Annotated in this window: 15 protein-coding genes; 11 read left to right on the top strand and 4 right to left on the bottom strand. The window is 69.4% G+C overall.

Annotated features, from left to right (window positions below; all coding sequences use genetic code 11):
- Positions 1-210 precede the first annotated feature (210 nt).
- The 7 genes from infA (at position 211) to truA (ending at position 4526) form a co-directional block, all read left to right on the top strand.
- Positions 211-432 carry a translation initiation factor IF-1 gene (gene infA / locus AOK23_RS30425; RefSeq protein ID WP_003948620.1) on the top strand — a complete coding sequence of 74 codons (222 nt, stop codon included), beginning with the start codon at positions 211-213 and terminating at the stop codon, positions 430-432.
- 69 nt (positions 433-501) lie between these two features.
- Positions 502-615 (top strand): 50S ribosomal protein L36, encoded by a 114-nt coding sequence (gene rpmJ / locus AOK23_RS30420; protein WP_003998809.1) that lies wholly within the window; start codon positions 502-504, stop codon positions 613-615.
- 196 nt (positions 616-811) lie between these two features.
- Positions 812-1192, top strand: a complete 381-nt coding sequence (rpsM, locus tag AOK23_RS30415) for a 30S ribosomal protein S13 (protein ID WP_055536772.1) — start codon at positions 812-814, stop codon at positions 1190-1192.
- A gap of 66 nt (positions 1193-1258) precedes the next feature.
- Positions 1259-1663 (top strand): 30S ribosomal protein S11, encoded by a 405-nt coding sequence (rpsK, locus tag AOK23_RS30410; protein WP_003956432.1) that lies wholly within the window; start codon positions 1259-1261, stop codon positions 1661-1663.
- 154 nt (positions 1664-1817) lie between these two features.
- Positions 1818-2840: a DNA-directed RNA polymerase subunit alpha gene (locus AOK23_RS30405; protein WP_003966937.1), complete on the top strand. Its 1023-nt coding sequence runs from the start codon at positions 1818-1820 to the stop codon at positions 2838-2840.
- A 171-nt stretch (positions 2841-3011) separates the two neighbouring features.
- Positions 3012-3515, top strand: coding sequence for a 50S ribosomal protein L17 (gene rplQ, locus AOK23_RS30400; RefSeq protein WP_055715792.1), 504 nt, complete (start codon positions 3012-3014; stop codon positions 3513-3515).
- A 147-nt stretch (positions 3516-3662) separates the two neighbouring features.
- Positions 3663-4526, top strand: coding sequence for a tRNA pseudouridine(38-40) synthase TruA (truA, locus tag AOK23_RS30395; RefSeq protein WP_055715791.1), 864 nt, complete (start codon positions 3663-3665; stop codon positions 4524-4526).
- A gap of 27 nt (positions 4527-4553) precedes the next feature.
- On the opposite strand, the gene AOK23_RS30390 is transcribed toward truA, so the two are convergent.
- Complete coding sequence (locus AOK23_RS30390; protein ID WP_055715790.1) at positions 4554-5441, bottom strand: hypothetical protein; 888 nt, start codon at positions 5439-5441, stop codon at positions 4554-4556.
- Between the two features lie 365 nt (positions 5442-5806).
- On the opposite strand from AOK23_RS30390, the gene rplM reads away from it, so the two are divergent.
- The 3 genes from rplM (at position 5807) to glmM (ending at position 8424) form a co-directional block, all read left to right on the top strand.
- A complete protein-coding gene (gene rplM / locus AOK23_RS30385) occupies positions 5807-6250 on the top strand; it encodes a 50S ribosomal protein L13 (protein WP_055715789.1) in 444 nt (147 codons plus the stop codon).
- A 42-nt stretch (positions 6251-6292) separates the two neighbouring features.
- Complete coding sequence (rpsI, locus tag AOK23_RS30380; RefSeq protein ID WP_055517251.1) at positions 6293-6805, top strand: 30S ribosomal protein S9; 513 nt, start codon at positions 6293-6295, stop codon at positions 6803-6805.
- Positions 6806-7065: 260 nt separating this feature from the next.
- The gene (gene glmM / locus AOK23_RS30375) at positions 7066-8424 is read left to right on the top strand and encodes a phosphoglucosamine mutase (RefSeq protein ID WP_055715793.1); all 1359 of its coding nucleotides are present in this window, start codon (positions 7066-7068) and stop codon (positions 8422-8424) included.
- 199 nt (positions 8425-8623) lie between these two features.
- Here the strand turns inward: glmM and AOK23_RS30370 are convergent, their stop codons facing one another.
- On the bottom strand, positions 8624-9565 hold the full coding sequence (locus AOK23_RS30370) for a DUF389 domain-containing protein (protein ID WP_055715788.1): 942 nt from the start codon (positions 9563-9565) through the stop codon (positions 8624-8626).
- Positions 9566-9627: 62 nt separating this feature from the next.
- Positions 9628-10617 (bottom strand): type I pantothenate kinase, encoded by a 990-nt coding sequence (gene coaA / locus AOK23_RS30365; protein ID WP_055715787.1) that lies wholly within the window; start codon positions 10615-10617, stop codon positions 9628-9630.
- Positions 10618-10807: 190 nt separating this feature from the next.
- Between coaA and AOK23_RS30360 the strand changes: the two genes are divergently transcribed.
- On the top strand, positions 10808-11017 hold the full coding sequence (locus tag AOK23_RS30360; RefSeq protein WP_055536765.1) for a hypothetical protein: 210 nt from the start codon (positions 10808-10810) through the stop codon (positions 11015-11017).
- 41 nt (positions 11018-11058) lie between these two features.
- Here AOK23_RS30360 and AOK23_RS30355 read toward each other — a convergent pair.
- A partial coding sequence (locus tag AOK23_RS30355; RefSeq protein ID WP_063791427.1) for an NAD(P)H-hydrate dehydratase occupies positions 11059-11852 on the bottom strand: 794 nt, incomplete at its 5' end.

The raw sequence follows: 11852 nt of genomic DNA, 5'->3' as shown, positions 1-11852 counted from the left end.
CTCATGACGATGCCCCGCCCGCCGCGCATGGTGCGCCCCCGGGCGGGGCATCGTCATGAGAGACGGCCAGGAGCCAATTCGTCTTTCCGGGTGCGCTGACGTAGACTGACTCGTCGGCTCTCGTGTACCCGCATGTCCGCATGCGCCCGTAAGGGACTCACGGACGGGAAAGCAGGAGTCGATCAAGGTAGTCGATTCGAAGGGCGAAGCGTGGCCAAGAAGCAAGGTGCCATCGAGATCGAGGGCACTGTCGTCGAGTCTCTGCCGAACGCCATGTTCAAGGTCGAGCTCCAGAACGGCCACCAGGTCCTGGCACACATCAGCGGCAAGATGCGTATGCACTACATCCGCATCCTCCCTGACGACCGGGTCGTGGTGGAGCTGTCTCCGTACGACCTGACGCGTGGCCGGATCGTCTACCGCTACAAGTAGATCTTGCCCGCATCCGTGTCCCGGTTCCTCGGGACACGGGTGGTGGCACTGACCCGGAGAACCTCACCAATGAAGGTCAAGCCGAGCGTCAAGAAGATCTGCGACAAGTGCAGGGTGATCCGCCGTCACGGTCGGGTCATGGTCATCTGCGAGAACCCGCGCCACAAGCAGCGCCAGGGCTGACGCACGTTCGACCGCTCCCTCTGCATCGATATCGCAGGGATTCGCGCGACGCGAGCTGAATATGTTCATACGCAGGACCCAGGCGCCCCCGGTGCCTGACACCCCCGGTCGGAGGCTGGGGACCCGGTTCGTACCTGGTACGGCGGCCGGGAGCCGGTTCTGCGGAAGACCTCCGAAGATCACCAGGAGCCATTGAATGGCACGCGTTTCCGGTGTTGACATCCCGCGCGACAAGCGCGTGGAGGTCGCCCTCACCTACGTGTTCGGCATCGGCCGGACCCTCTCCCAGCTGACGCTGGCCGAGACCGGCATCGACCCGAACACCCGCGTTCGCGACCTCTCCGAGGAGCAGCTCGTCGCGATTCGTGAGTACGTCGACAACAACATCAAGACCGAGGGTGACCTCCGTCGCGAGATCCAGGCCGACATCCGCCGCAAGGTCGAGATCGGCTGCTACCAGGGCCTCCGTCACCGTCGCGGTCTGCCTGTCCGCGGTCAGCGCACCAGCACCAACGCTCGCACCCGCAAGGGCCCGCGTCGCGCCATCGCCGGTAAGAAGAAGCCGGGCAAGAAGTAGTCCACAGCGGACTTCGCCGTCCAGCGGTCTTCGCTGTAGGACCGACCACCTCCCGTAGGAGTACAGATGCCCCCCAAGGGTCGTCAGGGCGCTGCCAAGAAGGTGCGCCGCAAGGAAAAGAAGAACGTCGCTCACGGCCACGCGCACATCAAGAGCACGTTCAACAACACGATCGTCTCGATCACGGACCCCTCGGGCAACGTGATCTCCTGGGCCTCCGCCGGCCACGTCGGCTTCAAGGGCTCCCGGAAGTCCACGCCGTTCGCCGCGCAGATGGCCGCCGAGTCGGCTGCCCGTCGCGCGCAGGAGCACGGCATGCGCAAGGTCGACGTGTTCGTCAAGGGCCCGGGCTCGGGTCGTGAGACGGCCATCCGTTCGCTCCAGGCGACCGGTCTCGAGGTCGGCTCCATCCAGGACGTCACGCCCACCCCGCACAACGGCTGCCGTCCCCCGAAGCGTCGTCGCGTCTGACCTCGGTCAGCCGCTTCACGGTTCTCGGTTTCGGGCGGTACGACCCTTCGGGGGCGTATCGCCCGTACCCTTGCAGTACCCACGCTTTTCATGGGCGTGGTTTCCGTCGGGCGTCAAATAGCGGGCGTCCACGACAGAAGGATCTGATCCACACATGCTGATCGCTCAGCGTCCCTCGTTGACCGAAGAGGTCGTCGACGAGTTCCGCTCCCGGTTCGTGATCGAGCCGCTGGAGCCGGGCTTCGGTTACACCCTCGGCAACTCCCTCCGCCGTACGCTCCTGTCGTCGATCCCGGGTGCGGCGGTCACGTCCATCCGTATCGACGGTGTCCTGCACGAGTTCACCACCGTGCCGGGCGTCAAGGAGGACGTCACCGACCTGATCCTCAACATCAAGCAGCTGGTCGTCTCCTCGGAGCACGACGAGCCGGTCGTGATGTACCTGCGCAAGCAGGGCCCGGGTCTGGTCACCGCCGCCGACATCGCGCCTCCGGCCGGTGTCGAGGTGCACAACCCCGACCTGGTCCTCGCCACGCTCAACGGCAAGGGCAAGCTGGAGATGGAGCTGACGGTCGAGCGTGGCCGCGGTTATGTCTCCGCCGTGCAGAACAAGCAGGTGGGCCAGGAGATCGGCCGTATCCCGGTCGACTCCATCTACTCGCCGGTCCTCAAGGTCACGTACAAGGTCGAGGCGACTCGTGTCGAGCAGCGCACCGACTTCGACAAGCTGATCGTCGACGTCGAGACCAAGCAGGCCATGCGCCCCCGTGACGCGATGGCGTCCGCCGGTAAGACCCTGGTGGAGCTGTTCGGTCTGGCGCGCGAGCTCAACATCGACGCCGAGGGCATCGACATGGGTCCGTCCCCGACGGACGCCGCGCTCGCCGCGGACCTGGCGCTGCCGATCGAGGAGCTGGAGCTCACGGTCCGCTCCTACAACTGCCTCAAGCGCGAGGGCATCCACTCCGTGGGTGAGCTCGTGGCGCGTTCCGAGGCCGACCTGCTCGACATCCGCAACTTCGGTGCGAAGTCGATCGACGAGGTCAAGGCGAAGCTGGCGGGTATGGGCCTGGCGCTCAAGGACTCGCCTCCCGGGTTCGACCCCACCGCTGCGGCGGATGCGTTCGGTGCCGACGATGACGCGGACGCGGGCTTCGTGGAGACCGAGCAGTACTAAGAGCTCGGGCCATTCGGTTCGATCTTGGTGCGGGCGGAGTCGCATATTGACACCGCCCCGCGCCCCTTCCAGGCCCCCTTCGGGGGGCCCGGATCTCTGACAGGCGACCGCCTGCTCAGATACTGACTCCGGTACCTGATACGGCCGGGGCAGACACCTAGGAGAAACACCATGCCGAAGCCCACCAAGGGTGCCCGTCTGGGCGGCAGCGCCGCGCACGAGAAGCTGCTCCTCGCGAACCTCGCGAAGTCGCTCTTCGAGCACGGCCGCATCACCACCACCGAGGCGAAGGCCCGCCGTCTGCGGCCGTACGCCGAGCGTCTGGTCACCAAGGCGAAGAAGGGCGACCTTCACAACCGCCGTCAGGTGCTCTCGGTCATCACGGACAAGAGCGTCGTGCACACGCTCTTCACCGAGATCGGCCCGCGGTACGAGAACCGTCCGGGTGGCTACACCCGTATCACCAAGATCGGTAACCGCCGTGGCGACAACGCGCCCATGGCTGTCATCGAGCTGGTCGAGGCGCTGACGGTCGCGCAGCAGGCCACCGGTGAGGCCGAGGCCGCCACCAAGCGTGCCGCCAAGGACGCGGAGACGCCGGCCGCTGAGGCCAAGGTGGACACCACCAAGGCTGACGCCGCCGATGAGGCTGCCGAGGAGTCCAAGGACGCGTAAGCGTCTGCGGGGGCCTGCTCGGTCGGCGGCCGCGGGTTCGTGGTGGCCGGTCGCGCAGTTCCCCGCGCCCCTGAGGGGGCGCGTGTGAGCGGGTCCGTTCCTGTTGCAGGAGCGGGCCCGCTTTTCCGTACCTGAGAGGATCCAGGGGTGAGTGACGAAGTACAGCCCGGCCATGTCCGTGTGCGGCTGGACCTGTCCTACGACGGGACCGAGTTCTCCGGGTGGGCCAAGCAGGCTGCCGGGCGGCGGACCGTGCAGGGGGAGATCGAGGACGCGCTGCGGACCGTGACGCGGTCGGCGACGACGTATGAGCTGACCGTGGCCGGGCGGACCGATGCCGGGGTGCACGCCCGGGGGCAGGTGGCCCATGTCGACCTGCCGCGGGAGGTGTGGGACGAGCACCACGGGAAGCTGCTCAAGCGGCTCGCGGGGCGGCTGTCGAGGGACGTACGGGTGTGGGCGCTCCGGGAGGCGCCGAGCGGCTTCAACGCCCGGTTCTCGGCCGTCTGGCGGCGGTACGCCTATCGCGTCACCGACAACCCCGGCGGTGTCGATCCGCTGCTGCGCAACCACGTGCTGTGGCACGACTGGCCGCTCGACGTGGACGCCATGAACGAGGCGGCCCGGGCGCTGCTGGGGGAGCACGACTTCGCGGCCTACTGCAAGCGGCGCGAGGGGGCGACCACCATCCGCACGCTCCAGGAGCTGAGCCTGGTGCGGGGCGACGACGGGATCATCACGGCGACCGTGCGGGCCGACGCGTTCTGCCACAACATGGTGCGCTCCCTCATCGGGGCGCTGCTCTTCGTGGGGGACGGGCACCGGGGCGCCGAGTGGCCCGGCAAGGTGCTGGCCGCCGCGGTCCGGGACTCCGCCGTGCACGTCGTACGGCCGCACGGGCTGACCCTGGAGGAGGTCGGGTACCCCGCCGACGAGCTGCTCGCCGCGCGGAACAGGGAGGCGCGGAACCGGCGGACACTGCCGGGGGCGCCCGGGGGCGGCTGCTGCTGACCCCGGGCTGGCGTGTGCGGCGGGCGCCTACTGGCCGTTGGCCGCGGCCGACGCCTGGGCCTCGCCGCGGCGGTGGATCTGGCGGAAGGTGAACTCGGCCAGGTCCTCGCCGGCGGCGAAGACGGCCTTGTCCTTCTCCGTCACGTCCTTGCCGTCGGTGTAGCCGGCCACGGTGAAGTAGGCGTAGCGGCCGTAGGAGTTCGTGGACGTGTAGCAGATCGTCGTGCGGCAGAAGGCGGGGACGCCGTCGCCGGAGAGCGAGGTGATCACGCTCTTCTTGTCCGCGTCCGCCTTGGCGTCGCTCGCCTTGGCCTTGGTGTCGAAGAGGGCGACGCCGGCCGTGACGGCGACCTTGCCCTTGTAGTACGTGACCCGCATGAGGCGGGTGCAGTCGTTGTCGTTCAGGACCTTGTCGAGGGTGCCCTGGACGGCGGAGGCGCAGTCCTTGGTGTCGGCGGTCGGGCCCTTGCGGTAAACGTTGTCGCCCATGGTCAGCTGGGACCCCGGGAACAGGATGTCCGGGCTGATCGGCGCCTTGTCCTTGCCCGAGCTGGAGATGAACTCCTTCGGGTCCAGCGGCGGCGGCGCGGTCGTGGGCTCGAACGACGGGTCCGTCTTCGTGCTCGCACTCGGGATGTCCGCGGTGCCCGGCCGATCGCCCGGCTGGTTCGCCGTGGTGTTCGTGCCCCCGCCGCTGTCGGTGTTCACGACGGCGACGGCCACGGCGGCGCCGATCCCGACGGTGGCTATCGCGCCGCCGACGATCAGCAGCAGTCTGCGGCGCTTGTTGCGTGTCTCGGACTGCTCGGCCAGCGCGGCCCAGTCCGGGGTCTGGTTAGAGGAACCCCACTGATCGCCCCACGGATTGTGGGAACCCCCGGGGCTCCACTGGGACCCCCCCTGCCCAAAGCTCATGGGCGCATTTTAGACGGGGGAAGGGGGTCGATGGTCAGTGTCCAGAGGGAGTTGAGCCCCTAGCGTGATCTGGAGGGCGGGGGCAAATGCCGCCAACCATGGGTGGTCGGGACGATCGTCCTCACGGCGCGGGTGGGCCGTCCGCCGGGGCCGTTTTGACCCGTCCGGGGCCGCACGGCTATTCTTCAGGTTCGTTATGTGTATTGGCTTGCTCATTCTCACGTGAGACGCCCTTACACCGGTCCACCGGGCCGATGACCAGCGACCAGCACGCGGTTTGCGTCACCGCTGTGCGGTCAGGGCTGTCGTGATCGTCTTCGGTGACCTTGTCAGGAACCTCACTGAAGAAGCGAAGGCTACGAACCGTGCGTACGTACAGCCCCAAGCCCGGCGATGTGACGCGCCAGTGGCACGTCATCGACGCTCAGGACGTTGTCCTGGGTCGTCTCGCCACCACCGCCGCGACTCTGCTCCGCGGCAAGCACAAGCCGATCTACGCGCCCCACGTCGACGCTGGTGACTTCGTCATCATCATCAACGCGGACAAGGTGCACCTGTCCGGCAACAAGCGGACCCAGAAGATGGCCTACCGCCACTCCGGTTACCCGGGTGGTCTGCGCTCCGTCCGTTACGACGAGCTGCTGGAGAAGAACCCCGAGAAGGCCGTCGAGAAGGCCGTCAAGGGCATGCTTCCCAAGAACTCCCTGGGCCGTCAGATGCTCTCCAAGCTGAAGGTCTACTCGGGCGACCAGCACCCGCACGCTGCCCAGCAGCCGGTGCCGTTCGAGATCACCCAGGTCGCGCAGTAAGTCCGGCCGCCCCCTAAGCCTGAAGAGAATCTGAGGAGAATCGTGGCCGAGACCACTGCCGAGCAGCCGCTCGAAGAGCTTGACATCGACAGCTACACCACGGAGTCGGACGTCCCCGTCGAGGGCGAGTACACCACCGAGTCCATGGCCTCCCGCTTCGGCGAGCCCCAGCCGGCCGCCGGCCTGGGCCGCCGCAAGAACGCCATCGCGCGCGTTCGCATCGTGCCGGGCACCGGCAAGTGGAAGATCAACGGGCGGACGCTCGAGGACTACTTCCCGAACAAGGTGCACCAGCAGGAGGTCAACGAGCCGTTCAAGGTTCTTGAGCTCGAGGGCCGCTACGACGTCATCGCCCGCATCGCCGGTGGCGGCGTCTCCGGCCAGGCCGGTGCGCTCCGTCTCGGTGTCGCCCGCGCCCTGAACGAGGCCGACGTCGACAACAACCGTGGCGCCCTCAAGAAGGCCGGCTTCCTCCGCCGCGACGACCGTGCGGTCGAGCGCAAGAAGGCCGGTCTGAAGAAGGCCCGCAAGGCTCCGCAGTACAGCAAGCGCTAAACACCGCTCCGCTGCACCGCACGCAACGCCCCGGTGGCACGTACCTGTGCCGCCGGGGCGGTTTGCGTAGCAGGGTCGCTTCTGTTCCCGCACGACTACACGCAGACTGCCGGTACAACCCCGAACGGGGGAGGACGGTCTCAGGGGATGTACTTGGTCCGGGGGGTACCGGGACACTCGGGGGACAACCGGTGGGGGACGCCCGGTACGGGACCATCTGGTACGAGCCGCACATTCTCAGCAATTCGGAGGACACCACAGTGGGACGACTCTTCGGCACGGACGGCGTGCGCGGTGTCGCCAACTCGGATCTGACGGCCGAGCTCGCGCTCGGACTCTCCGTCGCGGCGGCACACGTACTCGCCGAGGCGGGCACGTTCGAAGGCCACAAGCCGGTGGCGGTGGTCGGGCGGGATCCGCGAGCGTCCGGGGAGTTCCTCGAGGCGGCCGTCGTGGCCGGCCTCGCCAGCGCGGGCGTCGACGTGCTGCGCGTCGGTGTGCTGCCCACCCCCGCGGTGGCGTTTCTCACCGGCGAGCTGGGCGCCGACCTCGGCGTGATGCTCTCCGCAAGCCACAACGCCATGCCCGACAACGGCATCAAGTTCTTCGCCCGCGGCGGGCACAAGCTCGCCGACGAGCTGGAGGACAAGATCGAGGCCGTGTACGAGGAGCACCGGACCGGGGCGCCCTGGGACCGGCCGACCGGCGCGGGCGTCGGACGTGTCCGCTCCTACGACGAAGGGTTCGGGCGGTACGTCGAGCACCTGCTGTCCGTGCTGCCGAACCGCCTCGATGGGCTGAAGATCGTCCTCGACGAGGCGCACGGCGCGGCCGCCGGGGTCTCCCCGGAGGCGTTCACCCGCGCCGGGGCCGAGGTCGTCACGATCGGGGCCGAGCCGGACGGGCTCAACATCAACGACGGGTGCGGGTCCACGCACCTCGGGAAGGTGCGCGCCGCCGTCGTCGAGCACGGGGCGCACCTCGGCATCGCGCACGACGGGGACGCCGACCGGTGCCTCGCCGTCGACCACGAGGGCAACGAGGTCGACGGGGACCAGATCCTCGCCGTGCTCGCCCTCGACATGCGGGAGCGGGGGGCGCTCCGCTCGGACACCGTGGTCGCCACCGTCATGTCCAACCTCGGCTTCAAGCTGGCGCTGGAGCGGGAGGGACTGCGGCTCGTCCAGACGGCGGTCGGCGACCGGTACGTGCTGGAGGAGATGAAGGAGCACGGGTACGCCCTCGGCGGCGAGCAGTCCGGGCACGTCATCGTCCTCGACCACGCGACCACCGGGGACGGCACGCTGACCGGGCTGCTGCTGGCAGCGCGGATCGTGCGGACCGGGCGCACGCTCAAGGACCTCGCCGGGGTCATGGAGCGGCTGCCGCAGGTGCTCATCAATGTGCCGGACGTCGATCGGACGCGGGTGGGCACGTCCGCGGAGCTGGCCGCCGCGGTGGCCGACGCGGAGCGGGAGCTGGGCTCCACCGGGCGGGTGCTGCTGCGGCCCTCGGGGACCGAGCCGTTGGTGCGGGTGATGGTGGAGGCCGCCGATATCGAGCAGGCTCGGTCTGTGGCGGGGCGGTTGGCTGACGCGGTGAAGTCGGCGCTGGGGTAGGGCGTCGGCTCCGGGTTCGGTTCCGGTGCCGGGTTCGGGGATGAGCTGCCGGGTTCGGGGTGGGGGGTTCTGTGGTGTGCGGGCTGCGGGTTTGTTGTGGCTTGTCGCGCAGTTCCCCGCGCCCCTTGAAAGCGGCGGCGCTGCGGTAACCGGTGGGCCGGGAAGCGCGCGTGCCCCACTTCCCGGCGAGCCCCTGGAGTTATCGGGCGGCCTTTGTTACTGCTCGCTGCTTTGACCAGAGCCACTTCTGGAGCATCAGGGTCAGGGTGGCCGCCAGGATGATGCCCGCGAGGTTGAGCAGGAGCTGGTTGGTCGAGCCGATGGTCTGCTTCGTGTCGCCGTAGGCCAGGGCCACCGCCGCGTTCGCCGCCGCCGGGACCGTGGTGACCGAGATGGCCACGCCCACCAGGGCGCCCGACTTCGCCGATGTCAGGGAGAGGGTGCCCGCGATGCCGGCGAGGACGGCGACGATGAAGGAGAACGCGTCGGGGGCGTAGACGAACGCGGTGTTGGGTCGGTCGGCCTCCAGTTTGGCCTCGCTGAAGTAGCCGAGCGCGTCCATGAAGACGGTGAAGCCGACCGCCATCGCCATCGCCACCGCGAAGCCCACGAGCAGGGCGATCAGGGAGCGGAGCGCCAGCCGCGGGTGGCGTTGCACGATGGCCGTGCTCAAGCCGGCCAGGGGGCCGAACTCGGGGCCGACGGCCATCGCGCCGACGATGAGGATCGCGTTGTCGAGGACCACACCGCACGCGGCGATCATCGTGGCGAGGGTGATGAAGGCGACGTAGGTGATGGAGAGCGTCGACTCCTCGTGCGTCGCGTCCGCCAGGTGCTCCCACAGCACGGCGTCGGCGCCCTCGCCCGGTGCCTCCTTCTCGGCCTTGTCGGCGCGCTTGGAGAGCGACAGGTCGATGTTCTCGACGGCGATCGAGCCGGTCTGGTCGAGGTGCAGCTCGCGGAGCGCGCCGATCAGTTCGTCGCCCGCCTCGCGCGCGACGTCGCACATGACGACGTCGCCGGCGGGGTTGCGGGCGGCGCCCGGCACCACGACGAGATGGGTGGTGCCGACCGTCGACTCGATCAGGCGCACCACCTCGTCGGTCCGGTCGGCCGGGGTGATCAGGCGCAGATGCAGCATGGTGCCTTTTTAACAGCACCCGTTGAACGGCCCGCCGTCGCGGTGCGGCACTCGGTCGGGCCTCACAGTTTGCGCAGGCTGAGGCGCTTCACCTTGTGGTCGGAGCCCTTGCGGATGATCAGGGTGGCGCGGCCCCGGGTGGGCGCGATGTTCTCGATCAGGTTGGGCTTGTTGATGGTGCGCCACTGCGTGCGGGCGTAGTCGAGGGCCTCCTCCTCGGAGACCTGGGTGTACTTGCGGAAGTACGAGGACGGGTCCTGGAAGGCGGTCTCCCGCAGCTTCCGGAAGCGGTTGAGGTACCAGCGCTCGACGTCGTCGGCGTGGGCGTCGACGTACACACTGAAGTCGAAGTAGTCGGCGAGACCGACGCGGGTGCGGCCGTCCTTGCCGGGGAGGGCCGGCTGGAGGACGTTCAGGCCCTCGACGATGAGGATGTCGGGGCGGCGGACCGTGAGCCGCCGGTCCGGGACGATGTCGTAGATGAGGTGGGAGTAGACGGGGGCCGTCACCTCGTCCTTGCCGGCCTTGATGTCGGCGACGAAGCGGGTGAGCGTACGGCGGTCGTACGACTCGGGGAAGCCCTTGCGGGAGACCAGGCCGCGTTCGCGGAGGTCCTTCATGGGGAGCAGGAAGCCGTCCGTGGTGACCCGCTCCACGCGCGGGTGCTCGGGCCAGCGGGCGAGGAGGGCCTGGAGGAGGCGGGCGACGGTGGACTTGCCGACGGCCACGGAGCCGGCGACGCCTATGACGAACGGGGTGCCCGACTGGGAGCCCTGCTCGCCGAGGAAGGTGTTCAGGGCGCCGCGCAGGCCGTCGGTGGCGCCCACGTAGAGGTTGAGGAGCCGGGACAGCGGCAGGTAGATGTCCCGTACCTCGTCGAGGTCGATGACGTCGCCCAGGCCACGCAGCTTCTCGACCTCCTCGGCGGTCAGTGGCAGCGGCGTCTTGTCACGCAGCGCGCTCCACTCGGTACGGGTGAGGTCGACGTAGGGAGTCGCCTCCGGCCTGGGCCGGTTGGCGCTCCGCGGCAACGAGGAGACCGGTGAGATCACAGTCCATTGTTAACGGAGTTCGAACAGGGTGGCGGGGTGGGGTCCGTCACCCTCGGCCGGGGCACGGTAGCGGACCGGGTCATCACTGTGGGTGAACTGTGGTGAAGGTATGGACCTGGGGTGTGGGGAGGGCTAGCGTCCCCGGCAGTCGGGAGGGAGCCGCCTCCCGACTTACCTGAGGGGCGATCGGGTGGCTTCCGTATGGTCTACGCGCGCTGACCAGGAGTTCGCCGGGCAGGTCTGCAGTGAGCTGGCGGACGATCTGCCGGACGAGGATCTGGGCGAGTGCCTCGACGACGCCATGGACATGTACCGGATGGGCAGCAAGCCGCGGTGCGAGGAGGTCGAGTACCTGGGGATGGTGCGGGACGCCATCGACCGGATCGAGGAGGGAGAGTGACGGCCCCCACCTCGCCCCCCTCTTCCGTAGGTGGGTGACGGTCAGGCCCTGATGTCCCGCCACGCCTGCGGGATGGCGTCCGCGACGTCCTGGGCGGCCGTGGGGGCGCCGTCCGCGGCGTAGCGGCCCGCCAGGCCGTGGAGGTACGCCGCCGCGCTCGCCGCGTCCAGGGGTGCGAGGCCCGCGGCCAGCAGGGAGCCGGTGAGGCCGGACAGGACGTCGCCGCTGCCGGCGGTGGCCAGCCACGGGGTGCCGGTGGGGTTCACCCGGACCGGGGTGGCGTCGTCGGGCCCGGCGATCAGGGTCGTGGACCCCTTGAGGAGGACCGTGGCGTCGTAGCGGCGGGCCAGCTCCCGTACGGCGGTCAGCCGGGCCGACTCGACCTCCTCACGGGCGACGCCCAGCAGCGCCGCGGCCTCGCCCGCGTGCGGGGTCATGACGGTGGGGGCGGTACGGGCCCGTACGGCGGCCACGTCCGCGAGGCGCAGGCCGTCGGCGTCCAGGAGGACGGGCACGTCGGTGGAGAGTGCCTCGGCGACCGGGGCCGCGTCGTCGCCCGCGCCGGGGCCGGTCACCCACGCCTGGACCCGGCCGGCCTTCCTCGGGCCGCTGTCCGACACCAGGGTCTCCGGGAAACGGGCGAGGACGGCGTCGGCGGCCGGGCCCACGTAGCGGACGGCGCCGGCACCGGAGCGCAGGGCGCCGGCGACCGCGAGGACCGCGGCGCCCGGGTAGCGGGCCGATCCGGCGGCGATGCCCACGACTCCCCGGCGGTACTTGTCGCTCTCCGCGGCCGGGTGGGGGAGGAGGGCGGCCAGGTCGGCGTGCTGAAGGG

Origin of the sequence: Streptomyces torulosus (assembly GCF_001419765.1) — a bacterium.
Taxonomy (GTDB): Bacteria; Actinomycetota; Actinomycetes; order Streptomycetales; family Streptomycetaceae; genus Streptomyces; species Streptomyces torulosus.
The sequence above is the reverse complement of the archived record's forward strand: the minus strand, read 5'-3'. Positions and strand labels throughout refer to the sequence as shown.

Excerpts from the sequence above, each read along its gene's own strand:
- rpmJ (WP_003998809.1), top strand. The coding sequence starts at position 502 with ATGAAGGTCAAGCCGAGCGTCAAGAAGATCTGCGACAAGTGCAGGGTG.
- rpsM (WP_055536772.1), top strand. The coding sequence starts at position 812 with ATGGCACGCGTTTCCGGTGTTGACATCCCGCGCGACAAGCGCGTGGAG.
- rpsK (WP_003956432.1), top strand. The coding sequence starts at position 1,259 with ATGCCCCCCAAGGGTCGTCAGGGCGCTGCCAAGAAGGTGCGCCGCAAG.
- AOK23_RS30405 (WP_003966937.1), top strand. The coding sequence starts at position 1,818 with ATGCTGATCGCTCAGCGTCCCTCGTTGACCGAAGAGGTCGTCGACGAG.
- rplQ (WP_055715792.1), top strand. The coding sequence starts at position 3,012 with ATGCCGAAGCCCACCAAGGGTGCCCGTCTGGGCGGCAGCGCCGCGCAC.
- AOK23_RS30390 (WP_055715790.1), bottom strand. The coding sequence starts at position 5,441 with ATGAGCTTTGGGCAGGGGGGGTCCCAGTGGAGCCCCGGGGGTTCCCAC.
- AOK23_RS30370 (WP_055715788.1), bottom strand. The coding sequence starts at position 9,565 with ATGCTGCATCTGCGCCTGATCACCCCGGCCGACCGGACCGACGAGGTG.